Genomic DNA, 15,510 nt, shown 5'->3' with positions numbered 1-15,510 from the left:
GGGCGAGCAGGTCGCGTTGGTGGTGATCGACATGCAAAACTCGTACTTCGAGTTCCCCGACCTGGCACGGGAGCGCGAGGACCTGGTGGAGCGGGTCAACGAACTCATCCGCACGGCCCACGAGGCTGGCCGCCCGGTGGTGCTGGTGCGTACCGAACACGCCCGGGACAAGTCCACGTGGACGCTCAACATGTGCGAGGACGACCAGGGCTTCGCCTTCCCCGGCACGGAGCAGGCGCAGTTCCTCGACGAGCTGGTCACCGGCGAGCACGTGGAGGTGACCAAGACCCGCGACAGTGCCTTCTTTGACACCGACCTCACGGCCCAGCTCGAGCAACTGGGCGTGGATCACCTGCTGTTGTGCGGGGTGTCGACGCACAGCTGCGTCTCGCAGACTGCGATCGACGGGTTCGCCGAGAACCTGCACGTCGCGATCGCGCGCGGAGCCATCGCCTCCGACAACTCGGCCCTGTCGGAGGCGCTGTTGGATTTTTGCGTCGATCAGATGCGCCAGCCGGTCATAGACCAGCAGGCGAGCATGGAGCTGCTTCGAACCGGCTCGTGGCCCGACCACTAGATGGCGCGTGGGCGATTGCCTTGGTTGAAGATCGGAACGTGGTCAGGACCAGCGTGCCTGCCCGCCGTCGAGCGGGATCGTGGCGCCGGTGAGGTAGGACGCCTCATCGGAGCACATCCAAGCGACGGGCATGCCGATGTCGGTGACGGGGTCGCCGATCCGCTTCGCGGGGATGGAATTGATGAAGCTCTCCGCCTTCTCGGGGTAATTTTCCATCCACCAGTCCAGCCCGGGCGAGTGCGCGTGAGGTGCCACAGAAAGCACGCGGATCCCGTGTTCCGCCCATTCGTGCGCCGCGGTCCGGGCGAGCGACCGCTGTGCCTCCTTGATCGCGGCGTACACCCCGTAGCCGGTGGCGTCCCACCGCACGGCCGTCGAGCTGGCCATGTTGATGATCACGCCGCCGCCGCGCTCGGCCATGCGGGGTCGCGCTGCCTTCATGAGTGACAGTCCCGCCAGCGGTCCCGTTTTGAAGGAGCTGAGGAAGAACGACTCCTCCGAGTCGACCAGTGGCACGGGGGCCGACGAGTTCGCGTTGTTGACCAGGATGTCGACACCGCCGAACTCGTTGCATGCCGCCTCGATGATGCGCTCGGCCGCGCCGTCAGAGGTGATGTCCACCTCCATTGCTGCTGCCGTCGCGCCGGTGTCGCGGATCTCGCCGACCACGGTATCGAGCTTGCTTTGCGTGCGCCCGACCAGAAATACGGAGGCACCGCTGGCCGCCAGAGCCAGGGCGATTCCGCGTCCCACACCTTGGCCTCCGCCGGTGATCACGGCGGTTTTACCGGCAAGCCTGGTACTCGTGTCCATATGGATATATCTCCTGAGGTTGTAGAGGGGGTGTCGTTGGCCGACTGGCCCTGTCTATCAGTAAGCCATGTGTTTGGCGGCCAGATGACCCGACAGGACCGACGTGCCGTCGCCGTCAGCGGTCGCATCACTTCGCTGACGCGGTTACCGTCGAAGCCATGACGAAATTTACTGTTCCCGGATTGTCCGTCGAAGATTCCACCCCGCTCGCGAAGACGCTGCAGAAGCGCCTGACGGCGTGCAACGACCTGCACCTGACCCTCAAGCACGTGCACTGGAACGTGGTGGGCCCGAACTTCATCGCCGTCCACGAGATGCTGGACCCGCAGGTCGAGCTGGTCCGCGGGTTCGCAGACGTCCTGGCCGAGCGCATCGCCACCCTGGGCGGATCGCCGGTCGGAACGATGGGCGCCAATGCCGATCACCGCTCGTGGGATGACTACTCCCTGGGCCGCGACACCGCCCTGGCGCACCTCGGCGCCCTGGACAAGGTCTACGACGGGATGATCTCCGACCACCGCAAGGCCATCACCATGGCAGGCAAGGTGGACCCGGTGACCGAGGACATCCTCATCGGCCAGACCGCCGAGCTCGAGAAGTTCCAGTGGTTCGTGCGCGCCCACCTCGAGAACTCCTCGGGCAGCCTGCCCACCGCGGACGACTCCTCCGAGAAGGGCGCCGCCGGCTCCGCGACTGCCTGATCGGGTCTCACCCAACAAGCACTCGGGCCGCACCCCTCGTCGAGGGTGCGGCCCGCGCGCGTCTCAACCGGTCCGCTGCCGTCCCGCCAACCTGTGCCGGTCCATCTCGGTCATCCCGCCCCAGACTCCGTACAGTTCCTCCGCCTCGATGGCGAACCTGCGGCACACCTCGCGTACTGGGCAGGTCTCGCAGACCGCTACGGCCGCCTGCTCTTTACGCCGACGCTCGCCCTTGGGTTCATCTTCTGCGCTGTAGAAGAGGTCCTCGTGTCCGATGCACGCGCCGTCGTCCCTCCATTCCCAGAACTCTGAGGTGGGTGTGAGGGTACGAAATCGTGGCACTCGATCTCCTGTGGCAGATGATCAGAAGGATGTGGAACACCCGATCGTCCCACGTCTCGCGCACGGGCGCCTCACCCCTAGGGGTGTGATCGCCGGTGTGACCGCGCCCTCGCCTGTTGCTAGAGTCTGCGGATGCCAATCAGGGTCACGGTGGTCAACGACTACCTCGTCGTCGTCGCCGGAGTGAACACCTTCCTGGCCCCCTACTCGGACCGGATCGAGATGGTGGAGAACGACACGGTCACCAGCGGGGAGGCCACGGTGGACGTGGCCCTCTACGACTCCTTCGCCTCACCCCTGGGTGCGAGTGTCGGCATGACGACGCTCCTGCAGGATCCGACCGTCGGGGCCGTAGCCGTCTACTCGTTCACCTCCGACCCCGCCGCGGTCACCGACAGCCTCGAATCAGGGGCGCAGGGGTTCCTGTCGAAGTCGCTGACCGCGGCCGAACTGGTGGACGGCATAGAGCAGATCGCCGCGGGGAACCGCGTGACGCTCACCGGAACGGGCCTTTCCTACATGGGCCCCGACCAGTGGCCGGCGAAAGAGGCCGGGCTGTCACCCCGGGAGTCCGAGATTCTGGGACTCATCGTGCAGGGCCTGTCCAACGAGCAGATCGCCGACCAGTGCTACCTCTCCCCCAACACCGTCAAGACCTACGTGCGGTCGGCTTATCGAAAGATGGGCGTGACCACCCGCGCTCAGGCCGTGGCGTGGGGTATCGAGAACGGTCTCAAGCCGGACCGGTAGGCCAAGGTGAGAGAGCAACGCGCACTCGTCGCCGGCGGGCGGGTACAGCCGCTCCAGCGTTCACACCCGGCTGCGGCGCGCCCGTGGCTGGCCGCTACTTCTGACACACCGCGGAGGTGTTGTCGGATTCGCACAGGTCAGTTCCGGTCTCGGTGCCGACTTCCGGTTCGATGGGTGGCTCAATGGACTCCGCTGACTCCGCCGGCTCATCCACCGCGGAAGGTTCCTGTTCGACTGGAGGGATGGGGATGCCCGTCGGATAGGCGCATTCGGATAGGTCCGCCACATGGTGGTCAGTCTGCGGGCACACATACGGGTACCGGGCCAACTGCTCATTGCGCAGAGCTGCACACTGCGGGTGGTAACCGTACGAACCGTCGCTCATCCATCCGTTATCGGTCCAGGCTCCCCCGCCGTAGATGCACTCGACGAGCGTCGGACCGACCGCCGCAGGGCCGGCCCCGGAAGGGGTGGCACTTTCCCGAATTTCCGCCTTCGCCGCTGGAGTCGTGGTCGCGCTTGTCGAGGTCGTCGAGGTCGTCGAGGTGCGCGTAGACGTTCTCGAGCTGGAGTCACTCCCGTCCGCCGGGGCGTCAGTGTTCGATTCGCCGCTGCAGCCTGCCAATAGAATTAGCGAGGACAAGGCGAGGCCGACTGCCTTCCACCGCGAGTTGTGAAAGTTGTGGCGGGTAGGTGCGCTCATCGCGGGCCCTTCTTCAGTGCTCAGGTGGGCGAGACATCCCGACAATCATGCCCTGCGCACAGACCTCCAGCGCCGAGCGGCGCCGGGTCCGGCCTGCAAAGGCGAAGGTCCGCGTAACCGGACCCGGGCCGCCGTCGCGAAGAGCGTTTCGCGCACCTGCTTCTCGGCGGATGCGCGCGAAATGCTCTTCGCGATGACCCGGGCGACCTGCCGCGCGGGCTACACCGCCACCGGCGGGTGCAGTCGCTCCAGCGTCCACACGCGGTTGCGGTGTGCCGCCCAGGTGCTGATGCCGATCGCGCCGGCGGTCACCAGACAGAGCACCAGCACCGGTATCGCAATCTGCGAGCCCGCCCCGCCCATGATGGTCTGCCGCAGACCTTCGACTGTGTAGCTCATGGGGTTGAGCGGGTGGATCCAGCGGAAGAACGCGGGTTCGACCGCGGTCGGGTAGATGCCGTCGGCGGAGGTCAGCTGGAGCATGAGCAGCGCCATCGACAGCACTCTGCCGACAGAGGGGCCAAACACGATGTTGAGCATCTGGATCACCGCCACAAACGCCACCGCGGACAGCGCCATAATGCCCAGCGCCCCCAGCGGGTGCACCGGCGTCATGCCCAGGCCGAACCGCAGCACCGCCAGAATCACCACGGCCTGTCCGGTCGCAATCAGCAGTGCCGGTTGCAGGGAAGCCATCACCACCCGCAGCGGATGCAGGCGGGTGCCCACGGCGCGCGGCTGCAGCGGCTTGAGCAGCAGCCAGATCATGATGCCGCCAACAAACAGCGCCAGGGGCACAAAGAAGGGCGCGAACCCGTAGCCGAAGGTCTGCGCCGGGTTGTCGTACATCGAGGTCAGGGTGATCGGGTCGCCGATGGTCCGGGCCATCTGATCGCGGTGGTCGTCGTTCCACTGCGGGACCTCGTCAGCGCCGTCGGCCAACGCGGTCGACAGTCGCCCGGTGCCGTCGACGAGGGTGTGTGAGCCGTCGGCGAGTTTCCCGGTGCCCTCGACCAGTCGGCCGGTGCCGTCGGTCAGTGTCCCGGTGCCGGCGGCCAGAGTTGCCGCTCCGTCGTCGAGTCGAGCTGCGCCGTCGTCGAGTTGCCGCACGCCGTCGACCAGGGTGGCCGCGCCGCCATCCAGGCGCTGGAGCCCGTCGTTGAGTTGTGCGGCGCCGGCCCCCAGCGCGGTCACGCCGGAGAGCAGTTCGCCCGACGAGTCGTTGAGCGCCGAGGACAGCTGGCGGGCGCCGTCGCGCAGTCGGTGGAGGTCCGCCAGTTGCGACGACCCGGCCCCCAGCCCCTGGGTCTCGAGTTGGTCGGCCAGCGTCTCCAGCTGCACCGACATGGGAACACCGGCGGGACCCGCCGACCCAGCAGAGCCCGCAGAACCCGACGCCCCCACGCCCGTGGTGACCTCGAGCTGCCGCATCTGCGCGGCGGCCTGCCGCAGCGGGGTCACAGCCGCGTTCTGCGCCTGCGAGAGCTGATCAAGCGTGCCGGTGAGCTGGTCGACTCCCCCGCTGACCTGCGCGGCCCCGTCTCCGAGCTGCTGCACTCCCCCGCTGAGGCGCTGGACGCCGTCGCTCAACTCCCCGGCTCCGTCGGCGGCGGCGCCGATGCCGCCGGCGAGCTGGTCCACGCCCGAGCGGGCCTGGTGAATCTTGGTGGCCAACTCGTGGTTGCCGGCGGCCAGGGTGGCGGCGCCGTCGCCGAGAGCGCGGGCGCCCTCGTCGAGTTCCGTGGACTTCCCGGCGAGCTCGGTGATGCCGTCGTCGAGCTTCCCTGCGCCGTCGTCGAGCTGGGCGGCACCATCGGCGGCCTCGCGTAGTCCGGCGCCGGCGTCCTGAACCCCCACCAGCACCTTGTCGACCGCCTGGGCCGAGATGGCCGATCCCACGGCGTTGTGGAGTTCGGCAGTGGCGCTGCGGCCGATGAGGCTGGACAGGTAGTTGCCGGACTGGTCGTAGGTGACGGTGATCGCTGCCTGCCGGGGATCCTGGCCGGTGGGTGAGGCCACGGACGCGCTGAAGTCCGGCGTCAGCCGCACCACAAAGTGGTACTTGTGCTCGGCCAGGCCGGCGTCGGCCTCGGCGCCGTCGACGACCCGCCAGTCGAGCTCATCGTTCTGCGCGAGCTCGTCCACCACGAGGTCGCCTGCGCGCAGCGGCTCGCCGTCGACGCGGGTGCCGGCGTCGTCGTTGACCAGGGCGACCGGCAGCTCGGAGGTCTTGCCGAACGGGTCCCAGAAGGCGGTGAGGTACAGGGCGCTGTAGAGCAGCGGCATGAGCACCAGCACCACAATCGCCACGCGCGGCAGCCGTCCGCGGCCAAAGCGCTTGAGCTCACTGCCGATGGACAGTCCGGAGATCATTCGAGGCCTTCCTTGGTGGCGGGGACCGTGACCAGGTGGTGGGCGGGCGAGCCGGCGGGCAGGTCGTCGACGGAGGACAGGATGATGGTGGTCCCGTCGGCGTGGGCGATCTCGGCCAGGCGGCCCAGGAACCGGGCGCGGTCCTCGAGGACGCGGACCTGTTCGATGTCGTCCACCACCAGGATCGGCGTGCCCTCGTAGCGGGCCAGGGCCACGCGGACGAGCATGCGGTCGAGTTCCGTGAGGTCGCCTACGTAGCTGGCGGGGTCGGGAAGTCGCAGGTCGCCGTAGACCGGGCCAAGCACCTCGCGCAGTTCGGCGGGGCCCGTGCGGCTACGCAGTTTCCACCACGGGCTCATCCAGGCGCGTTGCTCGGCCACGACCGTGCGCACCGTGACGGCCGGGTCCAGGGTGTCGATGCCGGAGAACCCGGCGATCGCGGACTGCGTGAAGATCTCGCGGGTGCCGGTGCGGCCGAGCACCTCCAGCTCCCCTTCGCTCGGCGCCATGCGGCCGGCCAGGCTCAGCAGAAGGCACGTCCGACCGTTCCCGGGGTGTCCGCGCAGGACGGTGAGGCCGCCGCGCGAGATCTCCAGGTCCAGTGGGCCAAAGACCCGGCCGTGGTCGCCCACCAGCCCGAGGCCGACGGCGCGAATCGCCGGCGCGGGATGCTCTGATTCGGCACGGCCCGTTTCACCGCGGTTAGTCTCGCTGTGGTCGACGTCGGCGGGATCAGCGTTGGTGTGGTCGGTAGCGCGGTCGGCGTCCGTAATGTTCTGCGAGCCGGAGGGCTCGTGGCTCTCGGGGGCAGTGGTCATGATGTTGATCCCGGGTAGTTGGTACGTAAGTCCAGATCGAAAAACGGACTGCACTCTACTTTAGGACTCCGGGCGCCAGATTCCCCACGCGGGGTCGGTGGACGGCCACCATCCGAATGGAGCACGCTCAACGACGACGAGGACTTCCGTTCAACTGGGCCAGGGGTTCGTGCGCGCCCACCTGGAAAAAATGGTCGCATCCTGAGAGGACCGGCGCATTCACGGTGAGCCGGACAGAGACGACTCCGTCGACGACCTGCAATGTTCGCTGCGGTGACGTGAGATCGGGGGATCGACAGAGCGGCAGGCTGCTGGCGCGGGTTAGATGAAAAGGGTCGCAGGCGCGAATGGGAACGGCAGCGCCGCAGCATGGCTCCAACTCAGAGACCGCGACGGTTGCTCCCCCGATGTCAGTGCACGCAGTGCGTCAGACCGGCCGCGGTGAGCGGCTTTTCATCGGTGGACGCGGAGGTCACCACCAGGACCGTCTTCTCTTGGTCTGCAATAGCGCTCCCTGTCGGGAGATCCCTCATTCTCGATGATCAAACTGTCAACCAAGAGCATGGTTCGCGGCTCGACGTCTATCGCCGGTGATTGCAGCAACAAGCGGCAGGAATGGCGAATCGCCGGGGCCGCGGAAGGGGGATCACGCGGCCGCCGGCGACTCTGTCGCGCAATGTGCTGGTCGCGACCAGGGGGATGGTCTGCATACGTACGCACATCGCGGCACGTCGGCGACAACTTGAGGGGGGTATCAGGTTTCGCCACCGACCGTTCTGACAGTAACCCGGACCGAGCAACTACACAACTGTCAACTCAAAAATGCCCCCAGATCCCCTGCAATGCCCCACCCGCCGGCCCCGGTGGCGGCGGCATTGTCGTCGTCGTTCCCCGCGGTATACCCATAAGCCGCGAGCCAGGTCTACAGTGACTGCTCGTGACACTGAACGGGCGCGTGCCCTCGGCCGCACCCCGCCGCCTCCTCGACCGGCTGACGCTCACCCCGGTCCGGGTCGTGGCGCTGAGCTTTGCCGCCGCAATCATCGTGGGCACCGCCCTCCTGCTCCTGCCCGCCGCCGCGGCACCCGGGCAGAGCACCACCGTCACCTCCGCGCTGTTCACCGCCACCTCCGCCGTGAGCCTGACCGGCCTGATCGTGGAGGACACCCCCGTCCACTGGTCCGGCTTCGGACACGGCGTGATCGTGGCGCTGATCCAGGTGGGCGGCCTGGGCATCATGACCCTCGCCAGCTTGGTGGGGCTGCTGCTCGCCAACCGCATCGGCCTCAAAGCCCGCATGAACACCACCGCAGAGGCACGCACCTCCGACATCGGCAACGTCCGCGACGTGGTGCTGGGCGTGGTGCGCCTGAGCCTGGGCATCGAGGCGTTGATTGCCGTCGCCCTGACGGCGCGGTTCGCGGTGGGGTACGACGAACCGCTGCCGCGCGCGGTGTGGCTGGGCGTCTTTCACGCCGTGTCCGCGTTCAACAACGCCGGGTTCGCGCTGTACAGCAACAACATGGTCGGCTTTGCCACCGACCCCTGGATCTGCGTCCCCCTCATGACCGCGGTGGTCCTGGGCGGGATCGGCTTCCCCGTGCTCTTTGAAGTGGGACGACGCCTCCGGCCCGCCGCCCGGGGCCGAGGATGGCGGCGGTGGAGTCTGCACACCCGCCTGGTCGTCGGCACCACCGCCGGGTTGATCGTCACCGGCTTTTCTTCCGTACTGGCGCTGGAATGGCGGCACACGCTGCAAGGCTTCGGCGTGGCCGACAAACTGCTGGTCGCCGCGTTCCAGGGCATCATGCCGCGCACCGCCGGGTTCAACAGCGTCGACTACGCCCAGATGGACGAGGCCACCCTGCTCGTGACCGATGTGCTCATGTTCATCGGCGGCGGCAGCGGCGGCACCGCCGGCGGGATCAAGGTCACCACGTTCGCGGTGCTGCTGTTCATCATCCTGGCCGAGGTGCGCGGTGAGAAGTCCGTGAGGATCCTCGACCGCCGCATCGACACCCGCGTCCAACGCCAGGCGCTGGCGATCGTCCTGATCGGCGTGGGGCTCGTCATTTCCTCCACCATCGTCCTGATTGCCGGCACCCCCTTCGGGCTCAACGAACTGCTCTTCGAGGTCACCTCCGCGTTCGCCACCGCCGGCCTCTCCACCGGCATCACCGCACAACTCCCCCACTGGGGACAGTGGGTACTCATACTGCTCATGTACCTCGGGCGGATCGGACCCATCACCATGGTCACCGCCCTCGCGGCGCGCCAGCGCATCCGGCGCTATGACCTCCCCACAGAAAGGCCGCTCATTGGCTAAACGCCCCGCCCACAAACGCACCGCCCCGCACGTGGTGGCAGTGCTCGGACTCGGCCGCTTCGGACGCTCCCTCGCCCTGGAACTCATGGCCCAGGGCGCCGAGGTCTTAGGCATCGACGCCAGCGACTCCGTGGTGCAGAAGGTCTCCACCCGGCTCACCCACGCCGTGGTGGCCGACACCACCGACGAGGAATCCCTGCGGCAACTCTCGGTCCACGAATTCGATCGGGCCGTGGTGGGCATGGGCTCCGACCTCGAGGCCAGCCTGCTCACCGCCTCCGCCCTGATCAACCTGGGCGTGCCCACCATCTGGGCCAAAGCCACCAGCAACTCGCACGCCAAGATCCTCACCCAGATCGGCGTCCACCATGTGGTGCGGCCCGAGCACGACATGGGCAAACGCGTGGCCCACCTGGTGGGCGGGCGGATGATCGACTACATCGAGTTCGACGACGGCTTCGCCATGGTCAAGACCACTCCCCCGGCCTTCGCGCTGGGCAAAACCCTCGGCCAGAGCAGCATCCGCAGCGACTACGGCGTCACCGTGGTGGCCATCAAACGCCAGGGTGAGGGGTTCACCTACGCCACGGCGGAGACGATGGTGGAGCCGGGCGACACGATCATCGTGTCCGGGAAGGTGCGGGACGCCGAGAGGTTCGCGGACCTGGCGTGAGGGGGTGGGCTCGGTTTAGGGCTCGGTCTGGGGCTCTGGGGTCAGAACTCCACCCACGAGTTCCGCAGCACTTCCGTGTTGCGCTCCTCGCAGACCTCGTAGGTGTACGCCGCCTCGCCCACGGTGGACCCGGCGCGGTCGATCGCCTCCACCAGCGCCGTGTCGGAGGCCTCCAACGCGACGAGCATCGCCTCGAACGGCCCCGCGGCCGCCCCCGGGAACCCCGCCCGTGCCGCCGCCGCGGCCTCGCGCGACGCCGCCAACGACCGGTCTGCCTCCCGCGCCGCGTCCGACAGGATCCCGCCGTGAACGCGCACCTGGCCAGGATCGATGTTCAACGGTTCCTGCGTCATTTCTCCCCCTTGCCGCCCGCCTCGCATCCGCCTCAGATGGGCCCACCACGGCGATCACCGCGATGCTAGCGTCACCCCCGTTGAGGAGGGTGGGTCACCGGGATGGCGTTGTCGTACACACAGATCAAGCACTGGCGGTCAGACGACGCCGACCTCCTGGCCGATGCCATGAACCAGCGCGTCACCGCACTCCAGTGGGTCGAGGACGACCTCCGGCGCGGCGGCGACTGGTCCGCGTCCTGGTCTGGATCCCACGGCGAACAAGCCGCCACCCACGCCATCAGCGCCCTCGGTGACCGCGTGACCGACCTCGCCGCCGACGCCACCGCCCTGCGCCGACTGGCCGCCGGAGTCGCCGACGCCGTCCACGCCCTGCACCAGGACATCATCGGCATCGAGGAACTGGCCAGCAAGTACTCGTTCCTCATCCTCGGCTCCGGCGAAGTCGTGGACCTCAAGCCGGGCACCACCGTCACCCGGGAACACCTCTACGTCCGGCGCAACGCCCGGACCAACCTCGAACAATCCGTCCGGGAGATTATCGCCAAAGGCCAGATCGTGGAGGACGACGCCGCCGCCGGCCTCACCGGAATCGTGGACGGCCGCATCCACGACGGCGGCGCGGCCACCGTGGACGAAGCCGTCCGCTCCCAGATGAGCGTGGCCGAACCCCCCGCCGCCGGGACCGACCCGATGCGCGTGAACATGTGGTGGGAGAGCCTGTCCGACGACGAGAAGGACCACGTCCGGCGTGAGCGCGGCGAGCAGATCCGCAACCTCGCCGGCATCGACACCGCCGCCCGCAACGAGCTCAATCGCGCGGCGCTGGCCGCGGACCGCGGCCCCGCCACAGCGGCCGTCGCGGACGCTCAGGCGCAACTCGAGGCTTTCGATCGCACGCATAGATGGGATGAGCTCCCCTCCCCCGGCGCGGCCCCCGGCTACGGCCACCTGCGCGCAGAACGCCAGTCGCTGATCAATGCTCTCGAGGCAGCCGTCCGCGAGCGGGACACCCTCACGCGACTGGAAGACAAGCTGCGGTCGACCGACTCGTTCCTCATCGAGTACAACGACTCCACGCCCCAGCTCCAGGCCGTCTACGCCGTGGGCAACCCGGACACCGCACACAACGTCACCGTGACCACGCCCGGGTACACGACCAATGTGTACGACAGCTTCGGCTCGATGGCCGACGAGGCCCGGGCCTTGAAGGAGACCGCCGAGCGCATCGACCCGGACCAGAAAACTGCTGCTGTCGCCTTTATCGGCTACCAGGCACCCCAGGACGCACTGCCGAACTGGGACTTCCGCGTGGCCGGCACCGGCGCAGCCGAGGAGGGGGCCCGGTCGCTGTCCACCACCATGCACGGCATCCAGGCCACCAACGGCGGCGCCGACCTCAACCTCTCCCTGTTCGGGCACTCCTACGGCTCCACCACCGCCGGGATCGCCGCGCAGCTGCTCAACAGCTCCGGCGGCACCCCTGTCGACAACCTGGTGCTCTACGGCAGCCCGGGCGTTCCCCTCCACGAGCGGGACCCCGCCAACGGGTCCGCACTGGACCTCGACTCCATGGGACTGGATCCCTCCCGCGCGTACTTCATGGAGAACCCCGGCGATCCCGTCTCCGGCGTGATCGGCGACGTGGGCGAGTACACCCCGCTCGGGCTCGGCGAGAGGCCCTCCTCCTGGGGCATGACGCCGCTGTCCACCGAGAGTGCGGTGGTCTCGTATCCCGATGGCGAGATCGAACAACGCTACGACGTGGACGGATTGAACCACCACATGCGCAGCCAGAACCCCGACCACCACGATGTGGGTGCACACAGCGCCTTTCCCAATGCCATGACCACGTCGCAGTACAACCTCGCCGCCATCGCGGCGGGCCGACCCGATCTGGGGAGACGATGACACGCAAGACCCCGAGCACCGTGTGGGTTCTCGGCGCAGCCGCCCTGGTCCTGATGGCGGCCGCCGCATCCGCGGAACTGATCAACGACAAGCGGGAGGCCCCCACCGTGACTATCGAACAGTCCGGCGTGCAGCAGCAACGCCCCACCATCGCCGAAGCCACCGAAGCGATGGACGCGGCCATCGCCGACCTCGAACCCGTTCTGTTTGACGTCATTCCCGCCGATCAGTGGAGGCAGCGCCGGGAGCCCTACACCATCGCCTGCACCGGCCACGAGACGCAGGGCGAGTACAGCGGCCCCATGTACACCGCCGCCGGCCACTACCTCACCGCGGAGTCCCGGCAGCAGATCCAGACTGTGTTGGCCGAACACGGCTTCACCACGCGCAGCGAGCTCCCCCTCGACAGCGGGCACGCCATGGCCGACTTCATCAACGACTTCGGCGACATGATCACCATCTCGTCGATCGGCGCCACCGAGACCGGCCGCGGCGGCGCCAGCTACGGCGGCCGCACCAGCTGCCACGAGGGATTCGACCGCGAGGCCCACAGAAGCTGAGCCTGGGGCCCTGCCCCTCCCCGCAGCCGCCGCCCTGCAGCCGCGCCGCTCAGAGTCATTCGGCCGCGATATATCAGGGCCGGATGACCTTGGAAGGCGCGGCTGCCGGGAGGGATGCGTGCTGGGGGCGGTCAGGCTGACCCTTTGCCGGCGACTCCTTCTGGGAGCGCCGAGGCTGGCTCCGCTCACATACCCGCCCGCGCAGATACCGGACGTGCAGCGGCCCGCGGCGAAGAGCCCGGGGATCGGCTCACCGGACACGCGCAGTACCTCGGAGTCAACGGAAGTCTTCAACTCACCGAGAGTGAATCCGCCGGTGCGGCCGCGCAGATCAATCGCCGCGAACGGCCCGACGGTCGGGATGTGGCCGGGGTGTTCTGAACGGTGGTCCGCGGCGCGAACTCACCGGAGTTGCCTCACATCGTGTTAACGACAAGCCCGATGTGCGAATAGAAGTTCAGCGCACCGAAGAGCACCCAGATGGTGCCTGTGATCGCCCAGCACCAGCCGATGATGCTGACAACGACGCCGCCTTCCAGACCTCGAGAGATCCGTTTAGTTGCGAACGGTGTGAGAAGTGCTCCTACCCCAATTGCTGCGTAAAGCGCGGAGATGAAGATCGCCTCGAGAATCGCCCACTGACCGAAGAATCCGGAGATCGGCTCCTGCGGCGGTGCCGCGAACAGCTGGTAGACAACACCCGCGAGGCCGATGGCGAGCATCGCCAGGCCGAGCCCCACCACGAAGATCGTCATGGGTTGCGAGTCCTTCGCCACCCCACGTGCTGTCACACCAACCTCGCGCTTCGACCACAGATACACCGCCGCGGCCAGCAGGAGCACACCAAACGCGAGGCTCGGCTCGCCGAAGATGATGTTGTCGAACGCAAATCCGCCGGCGGCGAGCGGCCAAGTCAAGGACATGTGGAGACCCATAGTGGTCAGGATCAGACCGAGGGAACCGAAGTTGAGGGCCCAGCCGGTGACGCTGACGTCCGAGGCGTCCGCACGCACCGCCCGGAAGAAGAGCACTAGACCCACCAGGCCTGCACCAACCGCCAGCGCCATCACCGTGTTGTACGTCGGCATCGTGGTCCAGTCGATCATGCCGGGTGTCTCCACACCTCGGAAGAAATCGCCGATCGAATCCTGGGTTTCCATAACAGTCCTTTCAGTAACTACCAATAGCTAGCTAATGCCGACTATCCGGCTAAGCACCGCAAAAAGCAAAAGGAATTGCGCGGGCGAGGAAGACAGCGACTTCGGGCAGGTTTCTTGGCTCATCCCAATCGGGGGTGTAGGAGTTGGGGTCTGAAGCCGCCGGTCTCGAGCAGGCTTCGGGCGATGTAGTTGGTCAGGTTGCGGAACCCGAGTGCGGAGCCGCGCAGGTGTTCGAGCCGTCCGTTGAGCGCCTCGGTCGGCCCGTTGCTGGTGCCGGGTCGTTCGAAGTAGGCGAGCACGTCAGCGGCTCGCTTCTTCAGGGTCCGGCCCAGGGTGGTGAGCTCGGTGAGCACCTTGGGGACGCCGGCGCTGAGGTCGGTGATCAGCTTCTCCATGAGCTCGCGGCCACGTTGCCGGTCCTCGTGGCGATAGGCGGCGATCATGCGCTGGTAGACACCCCAGGCCGCCTCGACCTCGACGTGAGCGTCATCAACGAACAGCGCGCGTAGCCTGTCGCTCTGCTTGTCGGTGAGCAGGTCCGCGCCGGTGTGCAGCGTGCGCCGCGACTTGTAGAGCGGGTCGTCCCTGAACCCACGGTGCCCGTGGATCGCGAGTTGGACCCGGCGCCGGCACCTGTCGAGGGCGTCACCGGCCAGGCGCACGACGTGGAAGGGATCCATCACCGTGACCGCGTCCGGGATCTCCTCTGCAGCGGCGGTCTTGAACCCGGTGAAGCCGTCCATCGCGACCACCTCGACCGCGTCACGGAAGGCGTCGTCGCGGTCGGCGAGCCAGGTCTTGAACGCCGCCTTCGACCGGCCCTCGACCATGTCCAGCAGCCTTGCTGGGCCGGCGCCATCGCGGACAGGGGTGAGGTCGATGATCACGGTGACGTACTTGTCGCCACGCCTGGTGTGGCGCCAGACGTGCTCATCGACGCCAATGACCTTCACGCCCTCAAACCGCGTGGGGTCGTTGATCAGCAGCCGCTTGCCTTCAGCCAGGACCGCGTTGTTGGCGGTGTCCCACGCGACCCCGAGTCCCTCGGCGACACGGGCGACGGTGAGGTGTGCGACCACGATCCCTTCCAGCGCCCACCGCAGCCCGGTGCGCGAGAGCTTCGCGCGTGGCTCCGCCGCGGCGCTGGTGTCTTGGCGCCACACGTGTCCGCAGTCGGCACAGCGGTAGCGGCGCACTACAACTTCCAGCACGGTCGGTCGCCAGCCCAGCGGCTCGTGGGCCAACCGCCGGATCACGGTGTCACGAGCAGCGCCTTCGCTGCCGCACCGTCGGCACCACTGATCTGGTTCCACCACGCGGCACGCGAGGACCGCACGATCCGGTTCAAGTCGTTGTCCGGTCACGCTCAGACCGAGGCCGTCGAGTCGAGCGAAGGCGGTCAGGTCAGGGCGGCCGAAGCCGGCCGGCGGGGTAGCGTCGGACACGTCGA

At 67.7% G+C, this 15,510-nt stretch carries 16 protein-coding genes and 1 pseudogene; 8 read left to right on the top strand and 9 right to left on the bottom strand.

The features are described 5' to 3' along the window. Window positions 1-19: 19 nt before the first annotated feature. Window positions 20-577, top strand: coding sequence for a cysteine hydrolase family protein (locus tag ON04_RS17275; RefSeq protein WP_337998987.1), 558 nt, complete (start codon window positions 20-22; stop codon window positions 575-577). Between the two features lie 42 nt (window positions 578-619). Here ON04_RS17275 and ON04_RS07505 read toward each other — a convergent pair whose 3' ends face one another. Continuing rightward, entirely contained in the window at window positions 620-1,390 is a 771-nt protein-coding gene (locus ON04_RS07505; RefSeq protein ID WP_010540989.1) for an SDR family NAD(P)-dependent oxidoreductase, read from the bottom strand. Between the two features lie 158 nt (window positions 1,391-1,548). Here ON04_RS07505 and ON04_RS07500 point away from each other — a divergent pair, with 158 nt between their 5' ends. After that, a complete protein-coding gene (locus tag ON04_RS07500; protein WP_010540988.1) occupies window positions 1,549-2,091 on the top strand; it encodes a Dps family protein in 543 nt (180 codons plus the stop codon). Between the two features lie 63 nt (window positions 2,092-2,154). On the opposite strand, the gene ON04_RS07495 is transcribed toward ON04_RS07500, so the two are convergent. Then, the gene (locus ON04_RS07495) at window positions 2,155-2,433 is read right to left on the bottom strand and encodes a WhiB family transcriptional regulator (protein ID WP_010540987.1); all 279 of its coding nucleotides are present in this window, start codon (window positions 2,431-2,433) and stop codon (window positions 2,155-2,157) included. Between the two features lie 132 nt (window positions 2,434-2,565). On the opposite strand from ON04_RS07495, the gene ON04_RS07490 reads away from it, so the two are divergent. Continuing rightward, a complete protein-coding gene (locus ON04_RS07490) occupies window positions 2,566-3,183 on the top strand; it encodes a response regulator transcription factor (RefSeq protein ID WP_010540986.1) in 618 nt (205 codons plus the stop codon). A 94-nt stretch (window positions 3,184-3,277) separates the two neighbouring features. Here ON04_RS07490 and ON04_RS07485 read toward each other — a convergent pair whose 3' ends face one another. Continuing rightward, window positions 3,278-3,568, bottom strand: a complete 291-nt coding sequence (locus ON04_RS07485) for a hypothetical protein (RefSeq protein WP_010540985.1) — start codon at window positions 3,566-3,568, stop codon at window positions 3,278-3,280. A gap of 34 nt (window positions 3,569-3,602) precedes the next feature. Here ON04_RS07485 and ON04_RS16460 point away from each other — a divergent pair, with 34 nt between their 5' ends. After that, the gene (locus ON04_RS16460; protein ID WP_141564687.1) at window positions 3,603-3,860 is read left to right on the top strand and encodes a hypothetical protein; all 258 of its coding nucleotides are present in this window, start codon (window positions 3,603-3,605) and stop codon (window positions 3,858-3,860) included. Between the two features lie 245 nt (window positions 3,861-4,105). Here the strand turns inward: ON04_RS16460 and ON04_RS07480 are convergent, their stop codons facing one another. After that, window positions 4,106-6,259: a YhgE/Pip domain-containing protein gene (locus tag ON04_RS07480; protein WP_010540984.1), complete on the bottom strand. Its 2,154-nt coding sequence runs from the start codon at window positions 6,257-6,259 to the stop codon at window positions 4,106-4,108. After that, entirely contained in the window at window positions 6,256-7,077 is an 822-nt protein-coding gene (locus ON04_RS07475; RefSeq protein WP_010540983.1) for an ATP-binding cassette domain-containing protein, read from the bottom strand. The genes ON04_RS07480 and ON04_RS07475 overlap by 4 nt, the downstream gene beginning before the upstream one ends. Window positions 7,078-8,014: 937 nt before the next feature. Here ON04_RS07475 and ON04_RS07470 point away from each other — a divergent pair. After that, window positions 8,015-9,403: a TrkH family potassium uptake protein gene (locus ON04_RS07470; RefSeq protein ID WP_010540982.1), complete on the top strand. Its 1,389-nt coding sequence runs from the start codon at window positions 8,015-8,017 to the stop codon at window positions 9,401-9,403. Window positions 9,404-9,437: 34 nt separating this feature from the next. After that, a complete protein-coding gene (locus tag ON04_RS07465; RefSeq protein WP_029458001.1) occupies window positions 9,438-10,076 on the top strand; it encodes a potassium channel family protein in 639 nt (212 codons plus the stop codon). Between the two features lie 41 nt (window positions 10,077-10,117). On the opposite strand, the gene ON04_RS07460 is transcribed toward ON04_RS07465, so the two are convergent. Continuing rightward, complete coding sequence (locus ON04_RS07460; protein WP_010540980.1) at window positions 10,118-10,429, bottom strand: hypothetical protein; 312 nt, start codon at window positions 10,427-10,429, stop codon at window positions 10,118-10,120. 102 nt (window positions 10,430-10,531) lie between these two features. Between ON04_RS07460 and ON04_RS07455 the strand changes: the two genes are divergently transcribed. After that, complete coding sequence (locus tag ON04_RS07455; protein WP_010540979.1) at window positions 10,532-12,340, top strand: alpha/beta hydrolase; 1,809 nt, start codon at window positions 10,532-10,534, stop codon at window positions 12,338-12,340. Then, window positions 12,337-12,900, top strand: coding sequence for a hypothetical protein (locus tag ON04_RS16455; protein ID WP_010540978.1), 564 nt, complete (start codon window positions 12,337-12,339; stop codon window positions 12,898-12,900). Before ON04_RS07455 ends, ON04_RS16455 begins: the two co-directional genes overlap by 4 nt. 168 nt (window positions 12,901-13,068) lie before the next feature. On the opposite strand, the pseudogene ON04_RS16180 reads toward ON04_RS16455, so the two are convergent. The 3 genes and pseudogenes from ON04_RS16180 to ON04_RS07440 form a co-directional block, all read right to left on the bottom strand. After that, a pseudogene (locus ON04_RS16180) lies at window positions 13,069-13,260 on the bottom strand (FAD-binding protein); the annotation flags it as partial. A 56-nt stretch (window positions 13,261-13,316) separates the two neighbouring features. Beyond that, window positions 13,317-14,060 (bottom strand): DUF981 domain-containing protein, encoded by a 744-nt coding sequence (locus ON04_RS07445; RefSeq protein ID WP_010540977.1) that lies wholly within the window; start codon window positions 14,058-14,060, stop codon window positions 13,317-13,319. Between the two features lie 119 nt (window positions 14,061-14,179). Then, on the bottom strand, window positions 14,180-15,505 hold the full coding sequence (locus tag ON04_RS07440; RefSeq protein ID WP_010540976.1) for an ISL3-like element ISPfr2 family transposase: 1,326 nt from the start codon (window positions 15,503-15,505) through the stop codon (window positions 14,180-14,182). Window positions 15,506-15,510 lie beyond the last annotated feature (5 nt).

Origin of the sequence: Dietzia alimentaria 72, from assembly GCF_000226215.1 — a bacterium.
Classification (GTDB): Bacteria; Actinomycetota; Actinomycetes; order Mycobacteriales; family Mycobacteriaceae; genus Dietzia; species Dietzia alimentaria.
Note: the sequence above shows the minus strand (reverse complement) of the source record. Positions and strands in the feature narration are given on the sequence as shown.

Bases quoted from the DNA above. Each gene is read 5' to 3' on its own strand.
- ON04_RS07505 (WP_010540989.1), bottom strand. From the start codon at position 1,390: ATGGACACGAGTACCAGGCTTGCCGGTAAAACCGCCGTGATCACCGGC.
- ON04_RS07500 (WP_010540988.1), top strand. From the start codon at position 1,549: ATGACGAAATTTACTGTTCCCGGATTGTCCGTCGAAGATTCCACCCCG.
- ON04_RS07490 (WP_010540986.1), top strand. From the start codon at position 2,566: ATGCCAATCAGGGTCACGGTGGTCAACGACTACCTCGTCGTCGTCGCC.
- ON04_RS07485 (WP_010540985.1), bottom strand. From the start codon at position 3,568: ATGAGCGACGGTTCGTACGGTTACCACCCGCAGTGTGCAGCTCTGCGC.
- ON04_RS16460 (WP_141564687.1), top strand. From the start codon at position 3,603: ATGCACTCGACGAGCGTCGGACCGACCGCCGCAGGGCCGGCCCCGGAA.
- ON04_RS07480 (WP_010540984.1), bottom strand. From the start codon at position 6,259: ATGATCTCCGGACTGTCCATCGGCAGTGAGCTCAAGCGCTTTGGCCGC.
- ON04_RS07475 (WP_010540983.1), bottom strand. From the start codon at position 7,077: ATGACCACTGCCCCCGAGAGCCACGAGCCCTCCGGCTCGCAGAACATT.
- ON04_RS07460 (WP_010540980.1), bottom strand. From the start codon at position 10,429: ATGACGCAGGAACCGTTGAACATCGATCCTGGCCAGGTGCGCGTTCAC.
- ON04_RS07455 (WP_010540979.1), top strand. From the start codon at position 10,532: ATGGCGTTGTCGTACACACAGATCAAGCACTGGCGGTCAGACGACGCC.
- ON04_RS16455 (WP_010540978.1), top strand. From the start codon at position 12,337: ATGACACGCAAGACCCCGAGCACCGTGTGGGTTCTCGGCGCAGCCGCC.
- ON04_RS07445 (WP_010540977.1), bottom strand. From the start codon at position 14,060: ATGGAAACCCAGGATTCGATCGGCGATTTCTTCCGAGGTGTGGAGACA.